The sequence below is a fragment of the Streptomyces sp. NBC_00878 genome, from assembly GCF_026341515.1.
Lineage (GTDB): Bacteria > Actinomycetota > Actinomycetes > Streptomycetales > Streptomycetaceae > Streptomyces.
The window spans coordinates 5,562,434-5,587,992 of sequence record NZ_JAPEOK010000001.1; the positions used below are offsets into that span (position 1 = coordinate 5,562,434).

The 25,559-nt window shown below is 71.9% G+C and carries 22 protein-coding genes and 2 pseudogenes; 13 read left to right on the forward strand and 11 right to left on the reverse strand.

Going from position 1 to position 25,559, the window contains the following annotated elements; genetic code table 11:
- The first annotated feature begins 50 nt into the window (after positions 1-50).
- The 6 genes from OHA11_RS23945 (at position 51) to OHA11_RS23970 (ending at position 7,380) form a co-directional block, all read left to right on the forward strand.
- Positions 51-536, forward strand: a complete 486-nt coding sequence (locus tag OHA11_RS23945) for a cation:proton antiporter regulatory subunit (protein WP_266499506.1) — start codon at positions 51-53, stop codon at positions 534-536.
- Positions 537-541: 5 nt separating this feature from the next.
- Positions 542-1,783 carry a cation:proton antiporter gene (locus OHA11_RS23950; RefSeq protein ID WP_266499508.1) on the forward strand — a complete coding sequence of 414 codons (1,242 nt, stop codon included), beginning with the start codon at positions 542-544 and terminating at the stop codon, positions 1,781-1,783.
- 309 nt (positions 1,784-2,092) lie between these two features.
- Positions 2,093-2,797 (forward strand): DUF4232 domain-containing protein, encoded by a 705-nt coding sequence (locus OHA11_RS23955; protein ID WP_266499510.1) that lies wholly within the window; start codon positions 2,093-2,095, stop codon positions 2,795-2,797.
- Positions 2,798-3,096: 299 nt separating this feature from the next.
- Positions 3,097-4,521, forward strand: a complete 1,425-nt coding sequence (locus OHA11_RS23960; protein WP_266499512.1) for a hemolysin family protein — start codon at positions 3,097-3,099, stop codon at positions 4,519-4,521.
- Positions 4,522-4,526: 5 nt separating this feature from the next.
- A complete protein-coding gene (locus OHA11_RS23965; protein WP_266507407.1) occupies positions 4,527-5,549 on the forward strand; it encodes a hemolysin family protein in 1,023 nt (340 codons plus the stop codon).
- Between the two features lie 97 nt (positions 5,550-5,646).
- Complete coding sequence (locus OHA11_RS23970) at positions 5,647-7,380, forward strand: serine/threonine-protein kinase (RefSeq protein WP_266499513.1); 1,734 nt, start codon at positions 5,647-5,649, stop codon at positions 7,378-7,380.
- A 43-nt stretch (positions 7,381-7,423) separates the two neighbouring features.
- Here OHA11_RS23970 and OHA11_RS23975 read toward each other — a convergent pair whose 3' ends face one another.
- From OHA11_RS23975 to OHA11_RS23985, 3 genes are all read right to left on the reverse strand, one after another.
- Positions 7,424-8,230 carry a GAF and ANTAR domain-containing protein gene (locus OHA11_RS23975; protein WP_266499515.1) on the reverse strand — a complete coding sequence of 269 codons (807 nt, stop codon included), beginning with the start codon at positions 8,228-8,230 and terminating at the stop codon, positions 7,424-7,426.
- Positions 8,227-9,081: a GAF and ANTAR domain-containing protein gene (locus tag OHA11_RS23980; RefSeq protein ID WP_266499521.1), complete on the reverse strand. Its 855-nt coding sequence runs from the start codon at positions 9,079-9,081 to the stop codon at positions 8,227-8,229. The genes OHA11_RS23975 and OHA11_RS23980 overlap by 4 nt, the downstream gene beginning before the upstream one ends.
- 80 nt (positions 9,082-9,161) lie before the next feature.
- Positions 9,162-9,545, reverse strand: a complete 384-nt coding sequence (locus OHA11_RS23985; RefSeq protein ID WP_266499523.1) for an STAS domain-containing protein — start codon at positions 9,543-9,545, stop codon at positions 9,162-9,164.
- A 698-nt stretch (positions 9,546-10,243) separates the two neighbouring features.
- On the opposite strand from OHA11_RS23985, the gene OHA11_RS23990 reads away from it, so the two are divergent.
- The gene (locus OHA11_RS23990) at positions 10,244-10,654 is read left to right on the forward strand and encodes a DUF5994 family protein (RefSeq protein WP_266499525.1); all 411 of its coding nucleotides are present in this window, start codon (positions 10,244-10,246) and stop codon (positions 10,652-10,654) included.
- Positions 10,655-10,718: 64 nt separating this feature from the next.
- On the opposite strand, the gene OHA11_RS23995 is transcribed toward OHA11_RS23990, so the two are convergent.
- The 3 genes from OHA11_RS23995 to OHA11_RS24005 all read right to left on the reverse strand — a co-directional run bounded on the left by OHA11_RS23995 (position 10,719) and on the right by OHA11_RS24005 (position 13,745).
- Positions 10,719-11,312 carry a hypothetical protein gene (locus tag OHA11_RS23995; protein WP_266499528.1) on the reverse strand — a complete coding sequence of 198 codons (594 nt, stop codon included), beginning with the start codon at positions 11,310-11,312 and terminating at the stop codon, positions 10,719-10,721.
- Positions 11,313-12,036: 724 nt separating this feature from the next.
- The gene (locus OHA11_RS24000; protein ID WP_266499530.1) at positions 12,037-12,591 is read right to left on the reverse strand and encodes a GNAT family N-acetyltransferase; all 555 of its coding nucleotides are present in this window, start codon (positions 12,589-12,591) and stop codon (positions 12,037-12,039) included.
- Between the two features lie 170 nt (positions 12,592-12,761).
- Complete coding sequence (locus tag OHA11_RS24005) at positions 12,762-13,745, reverse strand: AraC family transcriptional regulator (RefSeq protein WP_266499533.1); 984 nt, start codon at positions 13,743-13,745, stop codon at positions 12,762-12,764.
- A gap of 256 nt (positions 13,746-14,001) precedes the next feature.
- Between OHA11_RS24005 and OHA11_RS24010 the strand changes: the two genes are divergently transcribed.
- The 3 genes from OHA11_RS24010 to OHA11_RS24020 all read left to right on the forward strand — a co-directional run bounded on the left by OHA11_RS24010 (position 14,002) and on the right by OHA11_RS24020 (position 17,354).
- Positions 14,002-14,328: a carboxymuconolactone decarboxylase family protein gene (locus tag OHA11_RS24010; RefSeq protein ID WP_266499535.1), complete on the forward strand. Its 327-nt coding sequence runs from the start codon at positions 14,002-14,004 to the stop codon at positions 14,326-14,328.
- A gap of 129 nt (positions 14,329-14,457) precedes the next feature.
- On the forward strand, positions 14,458-15,888 hold the full coding sequence (locus OHA11_RS24015; protein WP_266499537.1) for a DUF2252 domain-containing protein: 1,431 nt from the start codon (positions 14,458-14,460) through the stop codon (positions 15,886-15,888).
- A 107-nt stretch (positions 15,889-15,995) separates the two neighbouring features.
- Positions 15,996-17,354 carry a hypothetical protein gene (locus OHA11_RS24020; protein WP_266499539.1) on the forward strand — a complete coding sequence of 453 codons (1,359 nt, stop codon included), beginning with the start codon at positions 15,996-15,998 and terminating at the stop codon, positions 17,352-17,354.
- Between the two features lie 28 nt (positions 17,355-17,382).
- Here OHA11_RS24020 and OHA11_RS24025 read toward each other — a convergent pair whose 3' ends face one another.
- Both OHA11_RS24025 and OHA11_RS24030 read right to left on the reverse strand, forming a co-directional pair.
- Positions 17,383-18,789, reverse strand: coding sequence for a PP2C family protein-serine/threonine phosphatase (locus OHA11_RS24025; RefSeq protein ID WP_266499541.1), 1,407 nt, complete (start codon positions 18,787-18,789; stop codon positions 17,383-17,385).
- A gap of 90 nt (positions 18,790-18,879) precedes the next feature.
- Positions 18,880-20,292, reverse strand: a complete 1,413-nt coding sequence (locus tag OHA11_RS24030; RefSeq protein WP_266499543.1) for a hypothetical protein — start codon at positions 20,290-20,292, stop codon at positions 18,880-18,882.
- A gap of 113 nt (positions 20,293-20,405) precedes the next feature.
- On the opposite strand from OHA11_RS24030, the gene OHA11_RS24035 reads away from it, so the two are divergent.
- Together OHA11_RS24035 and OHA11_RS24040 are read left to right on the forward strand one after the other, a co-directional pair.
- Complete coding sequence (locus OHA11_RS24035; RefSeq protein ID WP_266499546.1) at positions 20,406-21,761, forward strand: molybdopterin-dependent oxidoreductase; 1,356 nt, start codon at positions 20,406-20,408, stop codon at positions 21,759-21,761.
- 71 nt (positions 21,762-21,832) lie between these two features.
- Positions 21,833-22,264, forward strand: a pseudogene (locus OHA11_RS24040) (hypothetical protein); the annotation flags it as partial.
- On the opposite strand, the gene OHA11_RS24045 reads toward OHA11_RS24040, so the two are convergent.
- The 3 genes from OHA11_RS24045 to OHA11_RS24055 all read right to left on the reverse strand — a co-directional run bounded on the left by OHA11_RS24045 (position 22,162) and on the right by OHA11_RS24055 (position 24,619).
- Positions 22,162-22,962 (reverse strand): methyltransferase domain-containing protein, encoded by an 801-nt coding sequence (locus OHA11_RS24045; protein WP_323186623.1) that lies wholly within the window; start codon positions 22,960-22,962, stop codon positions 22,162-22,164. The pseudogene OHA11_RS24040 and the gene OHA11_RS24045 sit on opposite strands and share 103 nt — an antisense overlap.
- A gap of 230 nt (positions 22,963-23,192) precedes the next feature.
- Entirely contained in the window at positions 23,193-23,834 is a 642-nt protein-coding gene (locus tag OHA11_RS24050) for a DUF2064 domain-containing protein (protein ID WP_266499552.1), read from the reverse strand.
- Between the two features lie 23 nt (positions 23,835-23,857).
- Positions 23,858-24,619: a glycosyltransferase family 2 protein gene (locus OHA11_RS24055; protein WP_266507409.1), complete on the reverse strand. Its 762-nt coding sequence runs from the start codon at positions 24,617-24,619 to the stop codon at positions 23,858-23,860.
- A gap of 277 nt (positions 24,620-24,896) precedes the next feature.
- Here OHA11_RS24055 and OHA11_RS24060 point away from each other — a divergent pair.
- Positions 24,897-25,544, forward strand: a pseudogene (locus OHA11_RS24060) (response regulator transcription factor); the annotation flags it as partial.
- Positions 25,545-25,559: the final 15 nt, after the last annotated feature.

A 25,559-nucleotide genomic window follows, 5' to 3' on the forward strand; every position in this document is an offset into this window, starting at 1 on the left:
CGCACACCTAGATCGACGCCGGACACGGGACACCAGACAGGGGAGCAGTCATGGGTACTCCACGCCTGAGCAGTACGCCGTTGCCGGGGATCGGTGTGCGGTACGACCTGACGACGCGCGAGCAGCGCCGGCTGTCGGTGGTCGCGCACCGGGACGGCGGCCGGACACTGAGCGCGTACCGGACGGACGACCCGGACGCCTGCGCCCTCTCCGTACGGCTCACCTCAGGTGAGTCCACGGCGCTCATCGACGCGCTGATGCCCGCGCACCACAGCCCGAACCTGCTCTCCACCACCGAACTGGGCCTGGTGGCCGAGCGGATCGAGCTGTCGTCGACCTCGCACTGGAACGGCCGGCTGCTGGGCGACACCCGGCTGCGGACCGAGACCGGCGTCTCGATCGTCGCGGTCCTGCGCCGGGCCGAGGCCATCCCGTCCCCCGTGCCGGACTTCCGGCTGGCCGGTGGCGACATCCTCATCGTGATCGGCACCCGCGAGGGCGTCGAGGCCGCGGCGGCGATACTCGGAAGGGAGTGAGCGCGGTGCACTCGTCCGCGACGTTCCTGATCGAGTTCGGCGCGATCATCCTGGCCCTCGGACTGCTCGGCCGGTTCGCCGGACGCTTCCAGTTCTCGCCCATACCCCTCTATCTGCTGGCCGGTCTCGCCTTCGGCGAGGGCGGGCTGCTCCCGCTGGGCACCAGTGAGGAGTTCGTCGCGATCGGCGCCGAGATCGGCGTCGTCCTGCTGCTGCTCATGCTCGGCCTGGAGTACACGGCGACCGACCTGGTCTCCAACCTCAAGACCCAGTACCCGGCGGGCCTGGTGGACGCCGCCCTGAACGCCCTGCCGGGCGCGGCGATGGCGCTGCTGCTCGGCTGGGGCCCGGTCGCCGCCGTCGTGCTGGCCGGCGTCACCTGGATCTCCTCCTCCGGTGTCATCGCCAAGGTCCTGGGCGACCTGGGACGGCTCGGCAACCGCGAGACCCCGGTGATCCTCAGCATCCTGGTCCTCGAAGACCTCTCCATGGCCGTCTATCTGCCGATCATCACCGCGCTGCTGGCCGGCGCCGGTCTGGCGGCGGGCAGCGCCACGCTCGCGATCGCGCTCGGCGCCGCCGGACTCGTTCTCGTGATCGCGGTGCGCTACGGCCGCCACATCTCCCGTTTCGTCTCCAGCGACGACCCCGAGAAGCTGCTGCTGGTCGTCCTGGGCCTGACCCTGCTGGTCGCGGGTGTCGCGCAGCAGCTCCAGGTCTCCGCGGCCGTGGGTGCGTTCCTGGTCGGCATCGCGCTGTCCGGCGAGGTCGCCGAGGGCGCGCACGGACTGCTCTCGCCGCTGCGCGACCTGTTCGCCGCCGTGTTCTTCGTCTTCTTCGGCCTGCACACCGACCCGGCGAGCATTCCGCCGGTTCTGCTGCCCGCGCTGGCGCTGGCGGTCGTCACCGCCGGCACGAAGATCGCCACCGGCTACTGGGCCGCCAAGCGGGCCGGGATCTCCGCGAAGGGCCGTTGGCGGGCGGGCGGCACGCTGGTGGCCCGGGGCGAGTTCTCCATCGTCATCGCCGGGCTGGCCGTCACGTCCGGCATCGAACCCTCACTCGGTCCGCTGGCCACGGCGTACGTCCTGATCCTGGTGATCGTCGGTCCGCTCACCGCGCGGTACACCGAGCCGCTGGCCACGCGGCTGACCGGGCGGTCGCGTCGTACGGCCGCCGCCGCGGGGGGTGAGGCGCCGCAGGACCGGGACCTTGTCCCGAGCCCTGACGCGCCTGCCGAGAAATAGCCGCCGGGCGGGTGGGCGCCTGCGGGTGCGTGGGGGCTGGTCGCGCCCACTCGAGGGTTCCCGTCCTCGGCCAGTCACCGGATTTTCGCGACTGCCAACGCGCCCCGGCGTGCGCGGACGTCCCGTACCGTCGTTCCAGGCGGTTGTGTTTTCGCAGGTCAGAGGTGGTGAAAGCGTTCCAGCGTCCCGTGCTGGCCGAGGTTCCTTGCCCGGTCGCCGATGGCTCCCGTTTCCTGGAGGCAGTTCGGAACGATCACGCCTCACGGCCTCCACCAAGCGAGGTCTCACGGCCTCCACCAAGGGATAGTCATGCGCTTCACGAACGTCCGCCGCCAGACCCTGCTCGCCGCGCTCGGCCTCGCTGCCGCCGTCACGCTCACCGCGTGCAACCCCGGAGGCGACAACGCGTCGGGCAACTCGTCGTCGAGCGCACCGGCCGCCTCGGCCGACACCGGCAAGGACACCGGCGGCAAGGAGACGGGCGGCTCGGGCAGCAGCGGTACCTCCGGCTCGGGCGGCAGTGGCTCCTCCAGCGGATCGAACGCCGGTGACGACGCCAAGGGCACAGTCGCCGGTACGGGTTCGGGCTCGGGTGCCAACGCGACCAAGTGCCGCACCGACGAGCTTGAGGTCAACGCCGAAGACAACACCACCGACAAGAAGGAGGGTGTCGTCACCGTTTCGTTCAAGAACGCCGGCGGCCGCGACTGCACAATGGTGGGTTACGCGGGCGTCGACCTGAAGACCGCCGACGGCGACACCCTCTCCGTCGCGCGCGACGGCCAACAGTCAGCCGACCTGGCGGTCCTCAAGAACGGCGAGTCCGCCGCCTTCAACATCACGTTCCCCGCCAACGACTCCGGCGGCTCCGGTGTCCGTCTGAAGGACATCCTCGTCACGCCCCCGAACGAGACCAAGTACGTCCGTGTCGCCTGGCCCGCGGGTTCCCTCCCGGTCTCGGACGGCTCCTCGGGCCCCAAGCTGGAGATGAACCCCCCGGGCAAGGTCGGCTGAGGCCCGGTACGTACGACAGTCGGCTGAAGCCTCGTACGTAGGAGACTGGTACGGCCCGTGCGACAGCCGGGCCGGCCATGGTCACGCCACTCCGTGAGACTCGGCGCGGACCTGGTCCTCGGCGCTCTCGGCCGGTACTTTGCGATTCCTTTACACTGGGTGCGACGTGTCCATCAGGGCACGTCACATGACCTTGAGCGCGAGTGAAGGAGCGACGGTTCCGCGATGGGTGAACCTCCCAGTACCAGCCGTGCCAAGCCCGGCCCGAGACGCACGCGTGACGGAGCGGGGGCGGCACGGTGACCGAGATCCTGCTGCTTCTGCTCGCCCTGCTGCTCACGCTCGCCTGTGCCGTGTTCGTGGCGGCCGAGTTCTCGCTGACCACCGTCGAGCGCGGTGACCTGGAGCGGGCCGCCGAGGCGGGCGAGCGGGGCGCCGACGGCGCGCTGAAGGCGGTGCGGCGGCTGACGCTCCAACTGTCCGGGGCGCAGCTGGGCATCACCGTCACCTCGCTGGTGATCGGCATGCTCGCCGAGCCGTCGCTCGCCGTGCTGCTGAAGGGGCCGCTGGAGTCGGCCGGTCTGGGCGGCGCCGCCTCGACCGTGGCGACCGTGCTCGGCGTGGTCGTCTCCACCGTCGTCCTGATGGTGGTCGGCGAGCTGGTGCCGAAGAACTGGGCGATCTCGCGCCCGCTGGCCGTCGCCAAGGTGGTCGCGGGCCCGCAGCGCGGATTCACGGCCGCGTTCGGCCCGTTCATCCATCACCTCAACAACACCGCGAACCGTTTCGTACGCCGCGCCGGCCTGGAGCCCGCCGAGGAGCTGGCCTCCGCCCGCGGCCCCGAGGAACTCGTCGCGCTGGCCCAGCACTCGGCCGCCCAGGGCGCCCTGGAGCCGGACTCGGCGGAGCTCTTCGTCCGCACACTGCACCTGAGCGAGCTGACCGCGGAGAACGTGATGACCCCGCGCGTCGACGTACGGGCGCTGGAGTCGCGCGCCACGGCCGCCGACGCCGCCAACCTCACCCACGCGACCGGGCTGTCCCGCTTCCCGGTCTACCGCGACAGCCTGGACGAGGTCGTCGGCTCGGTCCACATTCGTGACGTACTCGCCCTGGAGCCGGACAAGCGGGCCGTCACACCCGTCACCGAGCTGGCCACGGCCCCGCTGCTGGTGCCCGACACCCTGCCGGCCGACCGCCTCCTGGAGCGGATGCGGACGGCCCGCACCATGGCCGTCGTCATCGACGAGTACGGCGGTACGGCGGGCGTGGCGACGGTCGAGGACATCGTCGAGGAGGTCGTCGGCGAGGTGCGCGACGAGCACGACCCCGTCGAGGTGCCCGACCTGCTGCCCGCCCCCGCGTCCGCGGACGGCCGCGCGGTCTGGGAGGCGGACGGGGGCGTACGGATCGACGAACTCGCCGCGATAGGCCTGCGGGCGCCGGAGGGTCCGTACGAGACCGTCGCCGGCCTGGTCGCCACGCGGCTCGCCCGGATCCCGGCCGCGGGCGACGCGCTCGACCTCGACGGCTGGCGCCTCGACGTCCTCGACGTGGAGCACCACCGGGCGGACCGGGTCCGCATCACGGAACCGGCCACGCGCAAGTCTGTTCACGACTCGGCTCCCGGGTCCGCTCACGAGCCGGCCACCGCGTCTGCTCATGGGTCGGCCACCGCGTCTGCTCATGGGGCGGCCGGCCAGAGCGTGGAGGAGTCCCGATGAGCACGATCACGACCCTCCAACTGGCCATCGGCGCCCTGACCCTGCTGACCAACGCGTTCTTCGTCGGCGCGGAGTTCGCCCTGATCTCCGTACGCCGGAGCCAGATCGAACCGCGTGCCCAGAAGGGCGACAAGCGGGCCCGGATGACCCTGTGGGGCCTCAGGCACATCTCCGCGATGATGGCGACCGCCCAACTCGGCATCACCGTCTCGTCGTTGGTGCTGGGCGCGGTCGCCGAACCGGCCATCGCGCATCTGCTGGAGCCCGCCTTCGAGGCGGCCAGCGTCCCGGACGCCCTCGTCCACCCGATCGCCTTCGTGATCGCGCTCACCGTGGCGACGTATCTGCACATGCTGATCGGCGAGATGATCCCGAAGAACCTCGCGCTCGCCGCGCCGGTGCCCGCCGCGCTGCTGCTCGGCCCGCCCCTGGTGGCCCTCACCCGGGCGCTGAAGCCGGTCGTCTTCGGTATCAACGCCTTCGCCAACGCCCTGCTGAAGCTGCTGCGGGTCGAGGCCAAGGGCGAGGTGGAGTCGGTCTTCACCGACGACCAGCTCGCCCGCATGGTCGTGGACTCCAGCCAGGCCGGGCTGCTGCTGGCCGCGGACGGCGAACGGCTGCGCGACGCCCTGGAGTTGGGCACCCGCCCGGTCGGCGAGATCCTCGTCCCGGCCCAGCGGATGCGTACGGTCGAACACACCATCACCCCGGCACGGCTGGAGCGCGCGGCCGCCGAAGCCGGTTTCTCCCGCTTCCCCGTGACCGACGAGGACGGCACGCTGCTCGGCTACCTCCACATCAAGGACACCCTCGGCGTCGCCGACCGTGACCGCCCGTTCCCGCGTTCCGCCCTGCACGCGGTCACCCGTGTCCGTATCGACACCCCGCTCGACGACACCCTCACCGCGCTGCGCGCCAATGACAGCCACCTCGCGGCGGTCACCGGTGAGTCGGGGAAAGTCCTCGGCTTCGTCACGATGGAGGACGTGTTGTCGGAACTGGTCGGGCCGTCTCCGGCGGGGGTGTGACCGGCGGCGTGGTCTACACCACAGTGCTCCGCAACCCACTGCCACTATCGTCGCGAGTAGTCGCACGTCGTAACAGATCAGGTCGGAAGGGCGCGCTGTGTCGGACGAGGGGCGGTTGATCGCCGGGCGGTACCGGCTGATCGAGCGGATCGGCCGCGGTGGCATGGGCACTGTGTGGCGCACCGAGGACGAGGTCCTCAGCCGTGAGATCGCCCTCAAGCGGCTGCACGTCCAGCAGCACCTCACCGAGGACGAGCTCGCCACCGTCTACGAACGCACCCGCCGGGAGGCACGCAGCGCCGCCCGCATCACCCACCCGAACGTGGTCGTCGTCCATGACGTCGTGGACGACGAGGGGCTGCCCTGCATCGTCATGGAGTACGTGCACGGCACCACCCTCGCCGACCTGCTGAAGGGCGGCGGGGCCCTACCGCCCGGTGAGGCCGCCCGGATCGGCGTCCGCATGATCGCCGCGCTGCGGGCCGCCCACGCCGCCGGAGTACTGCACCGCGACGTGAAGCCCGGCAACGTCCTGCTGGGCGGGAACGGCCGTGTCGTCCTCACCGACTTCGGCATCGCGATGGCGACCGGCAGCTCGACGCTGACGAAGACCGGCGAACTCATCGGCTCGATCGACTACATGGCGCCGGAGCGGATGAGGGGCCACAAGCCCGGCCCCACCTCGGACCTCTGGGCGCTCGGCGCCACCCTCTACCAGTGCGTCGAGGGGCGGCCCCCGTTCCGCAGGAATACGGCGATGGAGACCGCGTACGCCGTCGCCGTCGACCCGCTCGCCCCCATGAAGCAGGCCGGTTCGCTGCAACCTCTCATCGAGATGCTGCTCGCCAAGGACCCGGAGAGCCGTCCGTCCGCGGAGGAGGCGGAACGCGCTCTGCGGGTCGTGGCATCGCGGAGCCCGGGCCCTGGCGCGGGCGAGACGGTGACGACCGAGACCACGTGGTCTCCGGCGACGGCGACGGCGACGGCGACGATGCCGGCGACTGGGGTGGCGGGGTCGACGGGTGTGACCGGGGCGGCGAATCCGGTCGGCGCCACGATCACCGATTCGGCAATGGGGCCGGGGACGAGGCACGACTCGGGGTCGGCTTCCCCCCTCACGTCCATGCCGCCCCCTCCCGCCGCCGACAGCAGTGGCAGCAGTGGCAGTGGTGATGCCCGCGGCGGTGGCAACGGTCGTGGCCGGGGCCGGGGGCGTCGTGCCCTCCTCTGGAGCGCGACCGCCGTGACGCTGGCCGCCGCGGCGGTCGCGGGCGGGCTCTACGTGATGGCCCCGGGCTACGGCTTGGGCGACAGCGCGCGGGACTCCGCGACGGAGCCCTCCCCCTCCTCCCCCTCACCCTCCGCGTCCGGGCCGCTGCCTCCCCCCGTCCCCCAGGGGTTCCACCTGATCAAGGACAAGACGCTGGGGGTCGCTTTCCCCGTCCCGGACGGCTGGAAGCGCAGCGGCAAGGCGAACACCGAACAGATCACCTACACCGACGAGTCGCGACTGGTCGAACTCACCCTCGGCACCGTGAGCCCCGCGGGCGAGAACCCGATCTCCCACTTCGAGAACATCGAGGCGAACACCAAGCTCAACTACCCCACGTACCGGAAGCTGCGCATGCAGAGCACCACGTTCCGGGGAAAGCCCGCGGCGGTGTGGGAGTTCACCTTTCACGGCCAGGTCCGGTCCTTCCGTGCCATCGACTTCGGTTTCGGCGAGGTGGGCGGCACGGAGTACGACATCTACCTCTCGGCGCCGGAAGCGCAGTGGGGCAAGTACCGCCCTGTCTTCGACACGGCCAAGGCGGGCCTGCGCGTCGGTTGACGGGTCGGTCGACGGGTCGCTCGATGAGTCGGTCGACGATGGGTCATCCGGCGCGGTTCTCCGGCGACGCGGGTGCGGGTGCGGGTGCCGATGGCTCCGGCGCCGAGGTCGGCGCCGGAGCCGGGATGGACGCGGTGTCGAAGTCACCCGCGATGATCCGCGCGGCGAGGTCCGCGAGGCGCAGGTGCTGGGATCGCGCGTACGAGCGGAACGCGGCGAAGGCGTCGTCCACCGAGGTGTTCCAGCGTTCCGCCAGGACTCCCTTGACCTGTTCGATCAGGATGCGGCTGGTGAGCGCGGTGGCCAGCTGGCTGTTCTCGACGTGCGACTGTTCCAGCGTGCGCTGCTGGAGGATCGCGATGGTGGCCACGTCGGCGAGAGCCTGGGCGAGCGCGATGTCGGCGTCGCCGAGACGGTGCGGTGCGGTCTGGAAGAGGTTGAGCGCGCCGACGACCCGGCTGCGCAGGCGCAGCGGGAACGCGTGCGTGGTCACGTAACCCGTCTCGCGGGCCCGACCGGCGAAGCGCGGCCAGGCCGTCGTCGTCTCCGGCCGCGTCAGGTCGATGTTCGTCCGGGCCGTGCCGGTGCGGTAGCACTCCACGCACGGGCCCTGGTCGTGCTGGAGCGCGAACAGCTCCAGCAGGCGCGCGTGCTCGTCCGACGCGGCGATGATCTGCAGCTCGCCGTGCGCGTCCACGAGCAGGATGCCCGCCGCCGACACGTCCAGCAGCTCCACGCAGCGCGTGGCCAGCCGTTGCAGCAGGTCGATGACGTCGAAGTCCTCGACGAGGGAGTCCGCGACCTCCACGAAGACCTCGGCCAGACGTTGTTCGCGGGCCATGCCGATCATCCCTTTCCGTCGCCGGGCGAGTACGGCCCGTTCATGTCGTCGTTGAAGCGGAGCCTGCGGGCGACCACGTCGTCCGCGACCTCCCCGAGGGGGCGCTCGCTGCTGTAGGCGTGGGCCCGCAGGCGCAGGAGGGCCTCCTCCATCGGCACGTCGAGCTGGACACTGATCATGCCCGTGGCCTGGTGCACCGCCGCGCGGTGCAGTCCCGTCGGCCGGTCCAGGAACAGGCCGAGTACCGGACCGACGTTCCCGATCTCGTCCCGGTCTCCGCTCCCGTCCCGCTCTCCGCTCCCGTCCCGCTCTCCGTTCTCGTCCCGCTCTCCGTTCTCGTTCCCGCCCCGGTCTACGTTCCCGCTCCCGTGCCCGCCCTCGTGACCGCCCGGCTTCCCTCGCCGGTCCCCGTTCAGAAGCGCGCCGGTCAGCACGGTGGCGAGGGCTGTCGCGTCCGCACTCTGCTGGACGGTCATCGTCCGGTCGCCATCGCAGAGCACGGTCAGTACGCCGACCCGGATGGCGCCGATGCCCAGCGGGAAGCAGCACACCCCGTGGACGCCCATGTCCCGCGCGGGACGCAGCAGCGCGGGCCACCGGTCGGGGCGTACGCGGTCCAGATCCGGCTCCATGACGGGAAACCCGGTGCGCACCGCGTCCGGGCCCGGGCCCTCGCCCAGCGTGAACTGGAGTTCCTCGAAACGCGCGCTCACCTCGGGATGGCACCAGAGCGGCTCGGCCGTCCGGCCCTTGCCGACGAGCACCGAGAGCGCGATGCCTTCGGCGCCCAACGCCAGCGCGCACGCCCGGGCCGGATCACCGCGCCCGCCGAGGCGCAGCGACCGGAGCACGTCGGCCATGCCGTCGCTGATCACCGGTTTCCGTTCCGCCGCGGCCGACAGCCTCGGGGCGAGGCTCCCGGCCGACTTGCGTCGTCACCCTACGCGGATCGGTCCGCCGTCGCGTTCCACTGTTCCCCGCCATCGGCGGGCACGCCCCGCCAGGCGTCCTGGGCACTCGCGTACCGGGGGAAGCGCTCCACGACCGCGCCGGCCCAGAACAGCAGCCCTATGCAGGAGCGGGCGTACACGACTCGGGTCCAACCGTGCCGGGACCGGCAGTCGTCCCACGCCGCGCACAGCGGGTCCAGGGCGCTGCCGTCCATGAACGTCACGCCGCTCAGGTCGACGATGAGGAAGAGGCGTCCGGTGTCGCGGCGCGCGCCCTCCAGGTCACGGGCGAAGCCCGGGGAGGTCGTCAGGTCCAGCTCGCCGTGTGCCCGGACCACACGGCATTCGTCGAACAGGCTGGGATGCAGGCTCATGTGCCCCATCTCCTCTTGCTGTGGAGCGACTTGGTGGAGTCGCTCCGCGGAGCATCCGTTGTGGAACGGCTCTCCAGAGTGGCTTTCGCCTGCGCAGAGCCTCTGTTGCGCGGAACGGACTTCACGGAGAGGGCCGGGGGCACGGGCTGCCGTATGGCGAGCGTACTGCCGGGGAGGAGCCGCCCGTCGCGCCGCTTCGGGTATACGTCGGGTGGTCGCTCGAAGAGGCCGTACTTGGCCGGTACCCGACCGGTTCCTGGCGGATCGAGGCCGAAGCCGCGAGGTCTGTGCGGAAGTTGACGCGGCCCGAGACCTCGCAAACCGTACGGTCTCGGACCGCCTCCTTTGCCGACGGCCAAGGTACGGTGGGGGAACCGAGGGCATGTCGTACACCGGTGTTCGAGTCGGTCTCGTCCTCGGCGCACGACGACGCCGGGCCGATCAGTGCCCGGGGCAGGGTCCGCCCCCATGGCCGGTTGACGTCGTTCACGTCCCCCGGTCGCGCGTCCGCGTGCCGTGCGCGTGTCGTGGTGTCACGAGTCCTGACCGTGGGCTTCGCAGGCGAAGAGAGCCTGTTGCGTCCCGCGGTCCGTCGTGTCCGTCGTGTCCGTCGTCTTCGTCGTGACCGTTGCGTCCGTCGTGACCGTTGCGAACGGACCACCGGCACGCCGTAGTTGTGCCCCAGACAGGAGCGCTCCATGACCACCGTCCCCGTCCTCGAACCCCTGCCGTCCCAGCCCCTCGCCCGCCTCCGCCTGGCCCCGCGCAGCGACCTGCCGCGCCGTATCGACGGGGCGTGGTGGCCCCACTCACGCGATCTGCTGGCCGAACTTCCGCTGCTGATCGGCGCGTTGCCCCCTACGTGGGGACAGATCACCGGCGTCACCGTGAACACGGCGATGTGGGCGGCGTCGCCCGGCCGGATGCTCGTCGCCAACCACGTCGTGCGGCTGAGCAGGTCGTCCGGGGCGCACGGCCGACACACCGTCTGCCTGGTCAGTCCGGGCCGGGGCCGCTGGGACCTGCTGGTCGTGCCGCCGGAGGTCGACGCGGCGGACGCGGAGCCGCTGATGGCGGCCGCGGCGGCGGGCGTGCGCCCCTCTCACTGACGGGTCGCGGTGGATCACCGCAGTGTGGATCACCCCGCAGTGTGGATCACCACCGCGGTATGGATCACCGCGGTGGCCTGCGGATCCATACCTCACGAGCGTTCGTTCCGCTGTGCGGGCCGAGGACGCCGAGTCTCGACCATCCCCAGGCGTGCAGGGTCGCCCGGGCGGCGTTCTCCGGACGACCGCCGTCTCCGCTGCCCTCCATCTCGTCCATCTCCTCAGGCAATTCCTCATCCACGGTGGCGACGACCAGGTCGGCGTCGAGCCGGGCCAGCAGCCGTTCGCCCATGAGGGTCGCGACGCCGAGCCTGCGGTGGGCCGGCAGCACCATCAGTTCGGCGAGCAGGAAGGTACGGCCCGAGGCGGTGAGTTCCTCGATGTCGGTGGGCAGTTGCCCCCGGAAGTCAGACCACCACTCGCCGGTACGCGCCACCCGGAACCCGTACGCGCAGCCGACCAGCCCGGCCGCCTCGGCGACCACCATGTCGAAGCCGGTGCCCTGCACATGCCGTTCGAACCGGTCCAGAAAGCCCTGGCGGTCACGGTATTCGGCCCCCGGCGCGCCCCGGTACGCCGAGACGTACAGGTCAGCGACGGCGGCCCGCTGCTGCTCACCCTGCCACCGGGACAGCCTGCGCAAGTACACCTCTGCCATACGGACCTCCCCCAGCCGCGGGGACGGGCATCCCCCCGACTCGGCATCATCACAGCAGGAGCCGCCGGGGTAAACGGGGCGTCGGGATCAGCGGGGTGACGCCCCGCCACGCAGGTGGGCGGCGTGGTCTGTCCGGTCTGCACGGCCCGTACGGACGAGGAGGGGATGAGGTGTGGGAGGGGGCGGGAGGCGAGGGGAGGGGAGGGGAGGGGAGGCGAGGGGAGGGAGAGCCGACGACCGCTGGCCGCAGGCGCCAAGACCGCCGGCCGCGACCGATGGCCTCCGACCGCGACCGATGGCCCGCGGGGCTATCCACACCAGGCCGCCTGGCCTAGGCTCGGGGACAAGTGACGAGTGAGGCTCCGGTGTGAGCCGGTCACGGTGTCGAAGCCGCGTTCGTCGGCTTCCCGCGCGCCCCCTGTCCCCGGGCGCATCCGCCCCTTGACCCCCGGGCGCCAGCACGAGGCGGCGGCCTCCACCGCCGAGACAACCTCCGTAGCCCCGCCGCCCGTTCGCGGCCGGGCCCTCGACCATGTGTCCCTTTCGGAGCCCGCCACCGTGCACTCCCGCGTGCCGCTGCGGCCCATGAGGGATCCCCTGCCCTGTAACCCGCCGACCGGGGGGATGGCGCGACAGGGCGGTGCGGTCGCCGTCGGCACTACACCGGCGGCGACCGCCGCACCGACTCCGCGTCTCCGGCCCGATTCGCCGGACAGGACACGACCTAACCGGTCGGCGGGTGCAGCTCGGCGAACTCGTCGGCGAGCAGGCCCAGCAGGACGAGATCGTGGTGCCCGCCGGCGAGGAACACGTGATCGCGCAGGCGCCCCTCCTCGACGAACCCGAGCCGACGATGGAGCGCCAACGACCCCTCGTTGTGGGCGAAGACCCGCGCTTCGCACTTGTGATAGCGCCGCTCGGCGAACATGAACCGCAGCAGCATCACCACGGCCTCCGCCGCGTAGCCCTTGCGCCGGTGATCCGCGCCGATCGTGACGCCGTACTCGAACCGCCCCGCCTGCGGCTCCGCGTGGTTCGAGGAGACGGCGCCGACCGCCTCCCCGGTGTCGAGGGCCTCGATCGCCAGCCGGAAGCAGTCACCGTCGGGCTCGGCCGCGGCCTGCGCCTCCGCCCAGGCGCGATGGCCGGCGGCGGAACGGGGCGGACGCACCGCGTCCCCCAACCGCTCCTCGTCCACGGCGAAGCGCAGGAACGCGGTCCAGTCATCGGGCTCGATACCGCGCAGCCGTATCCGTTCGCCTGTCCAGAACGAGGTCATGGTCTCAGGGTGCTCCGAGTCGTCGTGCCTCGCCACGACGTGGTGAGGCGTGGGAGGGGGGCCTCGGAACCCTACCCTCGAACAGGTCAGGTCAGGTCAGGTCAGGTCAGTCGGCCGGTCGGACGGTCCCCCGTGCCACCCGACCGGCCATCGGTGGTGCACGCGGGACGCTATTGCCCGGCGGCAGGCCGGGTCTTGGACGAATTTGCACTCGCCGCACTCGCCGCACTTGCCGCACTTGCCGTACTCGCCGCACCCGCCGCACCCGCTGTCCTCGCCGAGAGAGCCAGTGCCCCCTCCACCCGGCGCGAGGCCACCATCTGCCCGGGTGTGGTGTCGGCGATGGCCCGGAACTCGCGGTTGAGGTGTGCCTGGTCGTAGAAGCCGCAGGCCGTCGAGATCTCGGCCAGGCTCACGGCCCCGCGGTTGAGCAGCGCCACGGCGTGGCGGAAGCGCAGCACGCGGGCGGAGGCCTTCGGCGTCAGCCCGATCTGCTGGGTGAACCGCCGGATCAAGTACCCCTGGCTCCACCCCACTTCGGCGGCGATACGGGAGATCGGGATCGCCCCCGCGCTGCCGGAGAGCAGCCGCCAGGCCTGGCCGACCTCGGGCGCGGGCTCCGGGCCGCGGCCGAGCCGGGCGAGCAACGCCGCGTCCAGCAGGTCGAACCTGGCCGCCCAGTCCCCGGTGGACGCCAGCCGCTCCACCAGCGTCCCGGCCTCGGGCCCCAGCACGTCCCGGATCTCGATGGCCAGGTTCGTCAACTCGCTCATCGGCATGCCGAACAGCCGGTAGGCGCCCAGCGGCGTGAACTCGACCCGGATCGCCTCCTGCCCGCCGGGATGCACACAGATCGCGGGCCGGTCCTCCAGCCCCACCACCAGCGAGCCGATGTTCCCGCTGTCGCCGCCCGGTAAGCCCAACCGCCGCACCTGGGAAAACGGCTCCGCGAGGCTGATCACCAGCGTCGCCCGCCCCGACGGCACCAACCGCGCCTCGTACGGGGAGGCCACCGCTTGCCAGTAGCCGACATAGCTGCGCAGGAACGGCCGTAAGCCGGGATGCCAGGGCCGGGTGACCCGCAACAGCCCACCGAGCCGCGCGATCTCGACCGCACCGGCAACCGCTGCGCCGGGGTGTACAGGATGACCCACGAAAAGGCTCCCAGCCGCTCATTCCGAGTGCTCGACAGTACTCATGGTGCCGCACTTGACTCACGGGCCGGGAAGTGAAGTTGACAGGCGCCACACTCTCGTGCGCGCACTGTGGCGGCCGTGGCCGGACGGCCTCCTCATGCGTGTGGTCCGAATGAGTCCTAGGGTTGAAGGGAATCACCGAGCTCGCGGAAATCCGTGCCTTCCGCCTGGCTCCCCCATTCGGGCTCGGAAACACGTCAGGAGGGCATACGACATGTCCACTGCATCTGAAACCCCTGTCCTGGACACTCTCGCCGCCATGACGGTCGACTCGATCGAGCGATGCGGGCTGGCCCCGGACATGCTCATCCTCACGCGTATCGCGGCCCTCGCCGCCTCGGACGCCCCGCCGATCTCCTACGTCGCCCATATCGACCCCGCCCTCCAGGCCGGCCTGACCGCCGAGCAGCTGCAGGACGTCCTGGTCGCCATCGCGCCCATCGTGGGCACCGCCCGCGTCATGACGGCAGCGGGCAACATCGCCGAAGCGCTCGGCATCGCCATCGCCGTCGCAGATGCCGAGATCGAGCCCCAGGGCTGAGAGCAGACACCACTCCGCATCGGTGATCCGCGCGGCCGACGTCGGGCAGGAGGCCACAGAGCCCTTCTGCCCGACGTGCCCGGTGCCAGGCGTCCCCCACGGCCGCAGGACCAGGCAGGAGGGCCTTCGGTGACTCAGAACGCGACCACGGCCATGCGCGCGGCACCCCACACCACACGCAAGGAGCGTGCGGCCCTCGGCAAGGAGGCACGGCGCCGCTCACCGCGCTCGGGCCACGCCGAGTACAAGCCCTCTCCCGACCGCCCGGACCCGCTGGCGATCCTGGAGGCGCAGTCCGCGACACGCGTGCCCGAACTCGTCCCGATCCGCTACGGCCGGATGATGGAGGCCCCGTTCCGCTTCTACCGGGGCGCCGCCGCGATCATGGCGTCCGACCTGGCCGACAGCCCCACCTCGGGACTCACGGCCCAACTGTGCGGGGACGCCCACCTGCTGAACTTCCGTCTGCTCGCCTCACCAGAGCGACAGTTGATGTTCGACATCAACGACTTCGACGAGACACTGCCGGGACCCTGGGAGTGGGACGTCAAGCGACTGTCGGCGAGTCTCGTCATCGCGGCCCGGGCGAACGGGTTCGACGACGCCGAGCGCGCCCGCATCGTGACCTCCGCGGTCCGTTCGTACCGCGAGGCGATGATCCGCTTCGCGGGCATGGGCAACCTCGACGTCTGGTACGCGAAGATCGACCAGGCCCTCCTTGAGTCCCTGGCCCAGGGCCGGCTCCACAAGCGCGGTCAGAAGAGGCTGGCCCACGCCATGGCGAAGGCCCGTACCCGCGACAGCCTGAAGGCTTTCGACAAGCTGACCACCATGGTCGACGGGCGGCCCAGGATCGCGCCGGACCCTCCGCTGCTCATGCCGGCCGGCGACCTGATGCCGGACGTCGAACGCAGCGCGCTGGAGCGCCAGTTCCGCAGCCTGGTCGAGCGGTACGGCCGCACTCTGGCTTCCGACCGGCGCACGCTCCTGGAGGACTACCGGCTCGCGGACGTCGCCCGCAAGGTGGTCGGCGTCGGCAGTGTCGGCACCCGGTGCTGGATCTTCCTGCTCCTCGGCCGGGACGACCAGGACCCCCTCTTCCTCCAGGCCAAGGAGGCCGACACCTCCGTACTCGCGGAACACGTCGGCGCCAGCCAGTACCTCAACCAGGGCGAACGGGTGGTCTCGGGCCAGCGGTTGATGCAGGCCACGAGCGACATCTTCCTCGGCTGGGAACGGGTGGACGGGATCGACGGCAAGCAACGCGACTTCTACGTCCGCCAGTTGCGGGACTGGAAGGGCATCGCCGTGCCGGAGGAAATGGTGCCGGAGGGCATGGAGGCGTTCGGCCAACTGTGCGGGGTCACGCTGGCTCGTGCGCACGCACGGTCCGGCGACCGGATCGCGATCGCCGCGTACCTGGGCAGCGGCGACCCGTTCGACCGAGCCCTCGCCACCTTCGCGGAGTCCTACGCCGACCAGAACGAGCACGACCACCAGGAGCTGGTCGACGCGGTACGGGCGGGCAGGCTCCCCGCGGAGGAGCTGCCAACGGCTTGACCAGCTGAGAGAGGGGATACGCCCGTACGGCCCACCTGGGCGAGCCACATCGCTGCAAAGCGGCGGAAATGGAGGCAGACCAGTCCCCCAGGAGTCCTGGAGCCCCCATGACCAGCTCGCACGAGCCGTCCGAGCCGTCCGAGCCGTCCGAGCCCGATGCCGCCCCGGACGCGGACGCGGGTGGCGGGGCGGGAAGTGAGCCCAAGCACGGCTCGACTGCCATGCGGATCATGCGGAACATCGCCTCTGCGGTGCTTATCGTGCTCACCTGCATCCTGGTGCCGGTCGCGCTGCTCACGGTGTGGGTGCACGACATCGCGCTGGACACCGACCGGTACGTGGAAACGGTCTCGCCGCTGGCCTCGGATCCGGCGATCGAGGACGCGGCGGTCAAGCGCATCACCCAGGCCGCCGACGTACGGGTGGACGGCAGCCAGGTCACCTCGGACATCGCCGCGTGGCTGCAGTCGCAGGGGCTGCCGCCGAAGGCCGCGCAGGCCGTGAAGGGGCTGGGCCCGCAGCTCGACTCCGCGGTCAACGACACGGTCGAGAAGGTGGCCACCCGTTTCGTGGAGAGCGACCGCTTCGAGAAGATCTGGACGGACGCCAACCGGACCGCCCACACCGCTGTCGTGGACGCGCTCACCGGCGAGGGCCGTGGTGCCGTGGGCGTGGACGGAGGGACGGTCACCCTTGATGTCGGTGAAGCAGTCGACCAGGTCAAAAAGGCGCTCGTGGACGCCGGGGTGTCCCCGGCCTCGAAGATCCCCGAGGTCGACAAGCAGATGGTGCTCTTCCAGTCCGACCAGTTGGACCAGATCCGTGAGGGCGCCCATCTGCTGGATGTGATCGGGAACTGGTTGCCCGTGATCGTCGTGGCGATCGGCGCGTGCGGGGTGCTGCTGGCCCACCGGCGCCGCCGGGCCCTGGCCCGTACGGCTCTCGGCGCGGCCTTCGCCTGCCTGGTCGTGGCCGTCGTCCTGGTCGTCGCCCGCCGCTACTACCTGGATCACCTCCCGTCCCAGGTCCAGTCGGATGCCGCCGCGGCGGCCGTCTTCGACACCCTGCTGCGCTTCCTGAAGGTCAGCCTGCGCACGACGATCGTGCTCGGTGTGGTCATCGCGCTGGGCGCCTACCTGATCGGCCCCGGCAGATTCCCGCGCGCCATCCGGGGCACGTCCGAGCGAGCCGCGGACTCCACAGCGCGGTGGGCGTACGGCCACCAGGTCCATACCGGCCGGGTGGGCACCTGGACCCAGGCCCACCGCCGGTGGATCGCCCTGGCCGCGCTGCTGATCGTGGCCCTGGTCTTCGCACTCTGGAACCACCCCACGGCACTGACCATCCTGCTGCTGGTCATCGTCCTCCTGGCCGTGCTCGCCCTGCTCGCACTCGTCGCCGCCTCCGGCCGCGCCACCATGGACGCCGAACGGCCGGCGCCCCCGCGCCCGGAGGGCGGCGAGTGACACTCCGCCGGGTCCGGAACTGACGTGTTCACAGGCGGATCACCACGAGCGCCGTGTCGTCGTCCGGTCCTCGGCGGGGTGCTGGGACCAGGTCGGAGAGGATCGCGTCGGCCAGGGGTTCCGGGGACAGGGTGTGGTGGCGGGTGAGGCTGTGGATGAGGCGGTGGAGGCCCTGGTCGATGTCCTCGCCGCGGCGTTCGATCAGGCCGTCGGTGTAGAGGACGAGGGTGGCACCGGGGGCGTAGGACGCGGTCGCCTGGTTGCGGGGGACGCTGTCGTCGCAGGCCGCCAGGGGCGGGTCCGTGGCCGTGTCGAGGAGTACGACGGTTCCGTCGGCGTGGGCCAGGAGCGGGGGCGGGTGGCCCGCGCAGCTGTACGTGATCGTGTGGGCGGCGCGGTCGATGACGGCCTGGACGGCGGTCGTGGCGAGCGCGCCCTCGACGGTGTGCGCGTGCTGGGCGAGGGTCCTGAGCGCGTCGGCGGGACGGCCGGTGGCGCGGATCGCGGCGCTCAGGGCGCTGCGCAGCTGGCCCATGACTCCGGCCGCCTCCAGACCGTGTCCGACGACGTCGCCGACCGCCGCGGCCAGCCGGTCCGCGTCGAGGTCGATCAGGTCGTACCAGTCGCCGCAGACGTTGAGGAAACTGACCGCGGGCCGGTAGCGGACGGCGGCGAAGTCGTGCCTCGGCAGCGCGGTGCCGGGAAGCATGGCGCGCTGCAGGGTGACGGCCACCTCGTGCGTACGGGCGTGGGCCTTGCGCAACTCCTCGTTGAGTTCCTGCAGCTCCTGGGAGCGGGTCAGGAGGTCGGCCGTCATGGCGTCCTCCTGGCTGAGCGTGGTGAGGGTGGTGGGGTTGGTGGGGCTCGTGTGCTGGGTGTGCGGGGTGCCGGGCGTCGTTGTGGCGGCGGCCTGGCGGGCGCGGACCAGGGCCGTGACCTCCTCGACGCGTTGGGCGATGAGCGACACCCGTCCCTCCGCGTCGAGCACCGGGATGTTGACCGGGCTCCAGTAGCGCTCCCTGAACACGCCCGGTCGGCCGGGCTCCTCGACGTCGTACTTCTGCAGGGCCATGGTGTCCCGCTCGCCGGTTTCCAGTACCCGTTCGAGCGAGGCGCGCAGCGTCCGGGCGCCGGTGGCCTCCTCGGAGGGGCTGTCGGGAAACACGTCGAAGAGGAACCGGCCGACCAGCTCCTCGGGGCCGCGGCCGCTGACCTGCGCATAGGCCCGGTTCGCGGCGACGATCACCAGGTCGGGCGCGAGCAGCAGGACCGGGCTGGGCAGAGCCTGGAAGACCTCTTCGAAGTCGATGTCGATGTCGATGTCGACCTTGGCTTTGGCGTGGGCGGCGGTATCGAGAGCGGCGTCGCGATCGGCGTCGGAGTTGTTCTTGATGCCCGGGCCTTCTCTCCCACCAGGCGCATCACTGTCGCTCATGCCACTATGTCTACTCCCTCCCCCGGCCCCGTGCGACCCGGTCCGGGGACCGCCCCTGATGAAGCGCGCCGCGCCTCACCCCGCCCTACGTCACCACCCCGTCAGCAGCAGGTGGTTGAGGAGCAGCGCGAGGGCCGCCTGCGCGGTGAGCCACGCGCGCGGCCGGGGCAGGAACGCGCCCGCGGCGAGCAGCCACACCGCGAACGGCAGCCAGATGCGTTCGGTCTCCGCCTTGCTCATCCCGGAGAGGTCGGCGATGAGGAGGGCGAGCAGCGCGGCGAGCAGGAGCAGGGCGAGTCGGGATTCGAGGGAGGGGGAGGGGGAGGGGGCGGGGGCCTGGTTGGAGGCGGTGTCGGTCCGGGAGTCGGTGTCGGCGGGTGGGCGCAGGCAGTCGCGGAACCCCTTGCGTACCGGAGCCGAGCCCGCCCGCCGCAGGCCCGCCACCGTCGCCGGGCCCACCACCAGCACCGTGCACGCGAGGTTCGCCCACACCCAGTAGGAGTACGGCCGGAAGCCGCCCGCCCCTTCGTGATAGCGCTCGACCAGCAGGCGGTACGCCTCCCACCAGTCGAAGCCGAGGAGGGTGAAAACGGCCGGGACGACGATCGCTCCGGCAAGGACGTAGGGGAGGGGCCGCAGTCTTCGGGAGCCGAGCAGCAGCACGCCGCCGGCGATCACGGCGTACAGCGTCAGGCCGTACGAGAGATACACGGTGAGCCCGAGGAGGAGCCCGGAGGCGAGGCCGGTCGCTCGCGGCCGGTGGCCCGTGACGGCGAGCGCGAGGAACGCGACCGCCCAGGCCGCGACCGCCGCGAAGTACCCGTCCGCGGAGGCGCCCGCCCAGACGGCCGCCGGGGCGAGGACGAGGAAGGGCGCCGCCCGGCGGGCGAGGGTCTCACCGGCCAGCGCCCGTACGGTCACCAGGATCGCCGTCGATGCCGCCGCCCCGACGGCGATGCACCACACGCCCGCCCACGCCCCGCCGCCGAGCCCGATCCGGTCGAGGAGCACGAACGTGAGGGTGGCCCCCGGCGGGTGTCCGGCGACGTGCGCGGGCCAGTGGTCCGGGGAGCCGATCAGGATGTGGTGGGTGAAGTCCCGCAGCGTGCCGGGGATGTCGTCGAAACGGTCGATGACCTGGAGATACTCGTAGCTGGTCGTCAGCCGCCGGGCGATGCCCCGATGCCAGCCGTCGATCAGCGCGAGCGAGAACGTCCAGGCCGTGGCCGTGCCCCAGGCGGTGACCAGCAGCGCGCGCCAGGGCAGTCGTGCGGCGAGGAGTGGGCCGTACGCCACCACGGCGACCGCGACGGCGACGGCGGCCGGGGTGCCGGGGCCGATGTGCGGCATCCAGTTGGCGTACAGGGGCGGCCATCCGACATGGAGGACGTCGTGCTCGCGCTTGATGGCGGCGCCGACCAGGGCGGCGGCCGTGACGAGCAGTGCGGCGGCCAGGGTCGCGGCCAGGTCGCGGAGGGTTTCGCGGAGAAGATCGCGGTTCACATGGAGAAGCTAGGGCGGGGGCCGGCCGGAGCGGCCCCCGCCGGGGTGGACGTCAGCGTTTCGTCATGGTTCCAGAACCCTTTCGCGGGGTGCTCCCTGCCTACGGTCGGCACATGGCCCGCTCCCCTTCCCCCTTCAAGCGCTCCTTGCCCTCCTCGCCCGCCTCGCCCGCGTTCTGGCGCAGTCCCGTGCGCGGTCCCTGGTTCACCTCCGTGCTCGGTGTCGTGCTCCTCGTCGGGATCACGGTGCTGTTCGTGACGGGACTGCTGTCGTACGCCGCCTACAACCCCGGCCTGTCGCCGGTGAACGACAAGACCCCGGACAAGGGCGTACTCGGCTTCTATCTCTTCTCCTGGCCGACCGACCCGCACTGGCTGTACCGCCTCAACCAGGGCGTCCACGTGACGCTCGGCATCACGCTGATCCCCGTACTGCTGGCGAAGCTGTGGTCGGTCGTGCCGAAGCTGTTCGCGCTGCCGCCCGCGCGGTCGCTCGCGCACGCGCTGGAGCGGATCTCGCTGCTCCTGCTGGTCGGCGGCGCCCTGTTCGAGTTCACGACGGGCGTCCTCAACGTCCAGCTCGACTACCTCTTCCCCGGCTCCTTCTACCCGCTGCACTTCTACGGTGCGTGGGTGTTCTTCGCCGCGTTCGTGACGCACGCGGTGCTGCGCGTACCGGCGGCGGTACGCAATCTGCGCGGCCTCCGGGAGGAGAGAGAGGAACGAGAGGAGCGGGAGGAGCGAGAGGAGAGGGAGGAACCAGCAGCCGGGAAACCTTCCCGACCGGATCTGCAACAGGACCTGGAAGGAGGCGAGTTGGTCTCGCCCGCTCCCGCCGGGGCGACCGTCTCGCGGCGCGGGGCCCTCGGCTTCGTCGGCGGTGGGTCGCTGCTCCTGTTCGGTACGACGGTGGGGCAGAACTTCGACGGGCCGCCGCGAGCCACCGCCCTGCTCGCCCCGCACGGTGGATCCGAACCGGGCAGCGGTCCCGGCGGGTTCCAGATCAACAAGACGGCCGCGTCGCGCGGGATCACGGCGGCGGAGACGAGCGAGGAGGCGTGGCGGCTGGTCGTGACCGGCCGCACCGGGACCGTCCGGCTGAGCCGTGCCGAACTGCGCCAACTCCCGCTCCACAGCGCCGCGTTGCCCATCGCCTGTGTGGAGGGCTGGTCGACGTCCGACCAGTGGTGGCGGGGCGTACGGCTGCGGGACCTCGCGGCACTCGTCGGGTACGAGGCGGAAGCGGCGCCGGACGTCCTGGTGGAGTCGCTTCAGCGGCACGGGGCGTTCCGCCGGGCCGCCCTGCGCGCCAACCAGGTACGCGACCCGCGCTCCCTGCTCGCCCTGGACGTCAACGGCGAGCCCCTGACCCCCGACCACGGCCACCCGGCGCGGATCATCGTGCCGGCGGCACCCGGCGTGCTGAACACCAAGTGGGTGGCCCGGATGACGTTCGGAGACCTGGGATGAAGCGGCCTGTGCTCAAGTGGCCTGTGCCGAAGTGGCCCGTGCCGAAGTGGTCTGCGCCCAAGAGGTCTGTGGTGAAGAGGTCTGTGGCGAAGTGGCGGCCGGTGGTGGGGAGCCCCTTCCAACTGCTCCTGCTCGCCTGCTCGTTCGCACTCGCGGGATATGCGGGGGTGCGGCTGCTGGCGGACGACTGGCTCGGGGTCGCGCTGTGGTTCGTGGGGGCGGCGGTGCTGCACGACCTGGTACTGCTGCCGCTGTACGCCGCCCTGGACCGGGCGCTCGTACGGGCCTTCGGCGCGGCCGGCCACCGGGAGTGGACGATGTACGTCCGTGTCCCGGCGGCCCTGTCCGCGCTGCTCCTGCTGGTGTGGTTCCCGCTGATCAGCGGGCAGGTGGCGAGCAGCTACGAGTCCGCGACCGGCATGCCGGGTGATGTGTTCCTGGGTCGTTGGCTGTTGCTGACGGCGGCGTTGTTCGGAGGCTCGGCGGCGCTGTTCGTCCTTCGGCGGCCAAGGCTGTCGCGGTTCTCGCGGTTCTCTCGGTTCTCGCGGTTGCGCAGGGCGGCGAAGGAGCGGCCGCCGGTCGTCCACTGACCGTCGGGGCGCCAGCCCGCGCGGGCCGCGTGCCGCAGCAGGGCCGGGGTGCCGAGGCGGGCCCAGGGGAAGTCGGGGCCCGCGGTGCCCTGGCCGCCGTCGGATGCCCGGACTATGCGGACGCTGACCCGTTCGTCGACGTCCACTCCCGGGACGGTTTCGACGATCAACAGTCCGTTGGGGGAGAGGAGTTGGGACATCCGGTCGAGCAGGGCGGCCGGGTCGCCGCCGATGCCGACGTTGCCGTCGATGAGGAGCGCGGTGTGCCAGCGGCCCTCGCCCGGCAGCGGCTCGAAGACCGAGCGCCGCAGCGCGTGCCCGCCGAGCCGCACGGTGTGGTCGACGGCGGCTTCGCTGACGTCGATGCCGAGTGCGGTCCTGCCCTGGGCGGCGAGGTCGGCGACGAGCCGCCCCGGCCCGCATCCCACATCCAGTACGGCCCCTTCGCAGCGCCCCAGCACCTCCCGGTCCACGGCATCGGCGTCCGCACACCACCGCTCGACCTCCAACGGCAACAGCCACCCGTCGGCCCGCCGAAGGAAGAGCGGCCCGCGACCGGCGACCAGGGCGTCGGAGTAGGGATCGGCGGACCAGGAGGCGGGGCCTGGCACATCCAGTCTGTCGGGCACCTTTGAGGCGGGCCCGGGCGTTTCCAGCCCGTCTGGGGGTCCCCCCTCTGGGGGAGTTTGAGGACGAGGCCGTTCAGGCCGATGACGAGGGTCTGGGGGCGGAGCCCCCAGGGGACGGGAACGGGTAGGGGCGGCGGGGGCGACTCCCACCATCAGCGGCTCCGCCGCAGGCCGCCCACCGGCGGCGGCAGCGCGACTGCCGGGCACGACGGTCACAGCCGACTGACCCCCCGCTCGCGGGAGACCCCCCGCACACGAGCCAACTCCAAACCGAACCGCCCACCGGGCACCACCGCGGCGACCGACTCCGCGTCCCCCGCGGTGTCCACATCCCGCAACCGCGGCAGATCCCGCACCCGCAGCCCCGCCGCGACCAGCCGCGCACGCTGCACGGCCCCCGTCGCGGCGGTGGACATCGGTACGCCCCGCAGCAGCCCGGGGCCGGAACCGGGCTCGGCGAGCCCCAGCGCCCAGAAACCCCCGTCCTCGGCAGGCCCGAAGTACGCGTCGCAGTCCGCGAAGTCCACGGTCAGCAGCTCGGGTGTCACCTGGGGCGTGTCCATGCCGATGAGCAGGGCGGGCCCGTCGCAGCCCGCGAAGGCGGCGGCCAGCCGCTCGTCCAGGCCGCCCGCGCACTGCGGTACGACGTCGAAGCCGGGCGGCAGCCAGCGCCCCGGCGCCCCGTCGAGCACCAGCACACGCCGTCGCGCCGGGGTCGCCGCAACGGCACGGAGCGTGTCCGCGAGGGCGGCCTCCGCGAGCGCCGCCGCCTCCTCCGGGGTGAACGGCGGCGTGAGCCGGGTCTTCACCCGCCCCGGCACCGGTTCCTTCGCGATCACGAGCAACGTGGTCACGGGACGGTCGCCCCCTGGTCCGGTCACTGGGCGGCACCCCCCTGGGAAGGGGAAGAGGCAGCAGAAGACGCGGGGGTACGAGAGGGCGCGGCGGGCGGTTCGGCCAGCACCCGGCTCATGTCCCGTACCGCCTGCCACGTGCCGCGCCAGGTGCCCGTCACCTTCGAGGCGCCGGTACGCGGCAGATACGGAACGTCGTGCTCGGTGACGCGCCACCCGGCGTCGGCCGCGCGTACGACCATCTGGAGCGGATAGCCGCTGCGCCGGTCGGTGAGGCCGAGGGCGAGCAGCGGTTCGCGGCGGGCGGCCCGCAGCGGGCCGAGGTCGTGCAGCCGCAGCCCGGTGCGGCGACGCAGCATGCGGGCGAGCGCGAGATTGCCGGCCCGGGCATGCGGCGGCCAGGCGCCCCGGCCCCGCGGCCGGCGTCGGCCGAGTACCAGGTCGGCGTCGCCGTCCCGCACCTCATCGACGAAGGGCAGCAGACAGGCAGGGTCGAGCGAGGCGTCGCAGTCGCAGAAGCAGACGATGTCGGCCGTGGCGGCGGTCAGCCCGGCGTGGCAGGCGGCCCCGAACCCGCGCCGCTCCTCGTGCACGACGGTCGCGCCCAACTCGCGGGCCACGTCCGCCGAGCCGTCGGTGGAGCCGTTGTCCACGACGAGCGCGCGCCAGCCGGGCGGGATGCGGTCGAGTACCCAGGGCAGGGCCTCGGCCTCGTTCAGACAGGGCAGGACCACGTCGACGGGTCCTGGCGGCCGCCGTGCCGGTCGCGGAGGGTGAGAGATCATCACGGCATTCACCCTACGGACGCAAAAAGCGCATAACGGACCACGGCTCCTTACGAAACACGGACGTCGAGACCGACGCACGCCAGGCGAACGGCCCCGGTGGGACGCTGGACCCATGCAGCAGCCGCACGAATCCCCAGGTACCGGACCCGGACCCGGACCCGCAGGCGGACCCGGACCCGGACCCGGACCCGCAGCCGGACCCGGACCCGCAGCCGAAGCCGGACCGGCACCCGCACCCGGACCCGCACCCGGTGCCGGTGCGCGCGTCCTCGTCGTGGACGACGACCCCACCGTCGCCGAGGTCGTCGCCGGCTACCTCGACCGCGCCGGATACACCGTGGACCGTGCCGAGGACGGCCCGTCCGCGCTCGCCCGCGCGGCCGTGCACCGGCCCGACCTGGTCGTACTGGACCTGATGCTGCCCGGCATGGACGGGCTGGAGGTGTGCCACCGGATACGCGGCCACGGGCCCGTCCCGGTCATCATGCTCACCGCGCGCGGCGACGAGGACGACCGGATCCTCGGCCTGGAGGTGGGCGCCGACGACTACGTGACCAAGCCGTTCAGCCCCCGCGAACTGGTTCTGCGCGTGGAGTCGGTCCTGCGCCGGACGCGCCCCGCCGCCACCGAGCGGCCCTTGTACGCGCCCGGCCTCGCCGTCGACCCGGGGGCCCGCCGAGCTACCAAGAACGGCACCGAACTCGCCCTCACGGTAAGGGAGTTCGACCTTCTTGCTTTCTTCCTCCGCCACCCGGGGCACGCGTACAGCCGGGAGGAGCTGATGCGCGAGGTGTGGGGCTGGGACTTCGGCGACCTGTCGACGGTCACGGTCCATGTGCGGCGGCTGCGCGGCAAGGTCGAGGACGACCCGGCCCGACCGCGACAGATCCAGACGGTGTGGGGCGTCGGCTACCGCTTCAACGCCGAGGCGTACGAG

Excerpts from the sequence above, each read along its gene's own strand:
- OHA11_RS24000 (WP_266499530.1), bottom strand. The coding sequence starts at position 12,591 with ATGACCTCGTTCTGGACAGGCGAACGGATACGGCTGCGCGGTATCGAG.
- OHA11_RS23955 (WP_266499510.1), top strand. The coding sequence starts at position 2,093 with ATGCGCTTCACGAACGTCCGCCGCCAGACCCTGCTCGCCGCGCTCGGC.
- OHA11_RS23995 (WP_266499528.1), bottom strand. The coding sequence starts at position 11,312 with ATGGCAGAGGTGTACTTGCGCAGGCTGTCCCGGTGGCAGGGTGAGCAG.
- OHA11_RS23975 (WP_266499515.1), bottom strand. The coding sequence starts at position 8,230 with ATGATCGGCATGGCCCGCGAACAACGTCTGGCCGAGGTCTTCGTGGAG.
- OHA11_RS23985 (WP_266499523.1), bottom strand. The coding sequence starts at position 9,545 with ATGAGCCTGCATCCCAGCCTGTTCGACGAATGCCGTGTGGTCCGGGCA.
- OHA11_RS24025 (WP_266499541.1), bottom strand. The coding sequence starts at position 18,789 with ATGAGCGACAGTGATGCGCCTGGTGGGAGAGAAGGCCCGGGCATCAAG.
- OHA11_RS23990 (WP_266499525.1), top strand. The coding sequence starts at position 10,244 with ATGACCACCGTCCCCGTCCTCGAACCCCTGCCGTCCCAGCCCCTCGCC.
- OHA11_RS24010 (WP_266499535.1), top strand. The coding sequence starts at position 14,002 with ATGTCCACTGCATCTGAAACCCCTGTCCTGGACACTCTCGCCGCCATG.
- OHA11_RS23980 (WP_266499521.1), bottom strand. The coding sequence starts at position 9,081 with ATGGCCGACGTGCTCCGGTCGCTGCGCCTCGGCGGGCGCGGTGATCCG.
- OHA11_RS23945 (WP_266499506.1), top strand. The coding sequence starts at position 51 with ATGGGTACTCCACGCCTGAGCAGTACGCCGTTGCCGGGGATCGGTGTG.
- OHA11_RS24020 (WP_266499539.1), top strand. The coding sequence starts at position 15,996 with ATGACCAGCTCGCACGAGCCGTCCGAGCCGTCCGAGCCGTCCGAGCCC.
- OHA11_RS24035 (WP_266499546.1), top strand. The coding sequence starts at position 20,406 with ATGGCCCGCTCCCCTTCCCCCTTCAAGCGCTCCTTGCCCTCCTCGCCC.
- OHA11_RS24055 (WP_266507409.1), bottom strand. The coding sequence starts at position 24,619 with ATGATCTCTCACCCTCCGCGACCGGCACGGCGGCCGCCAGGACCCGTC.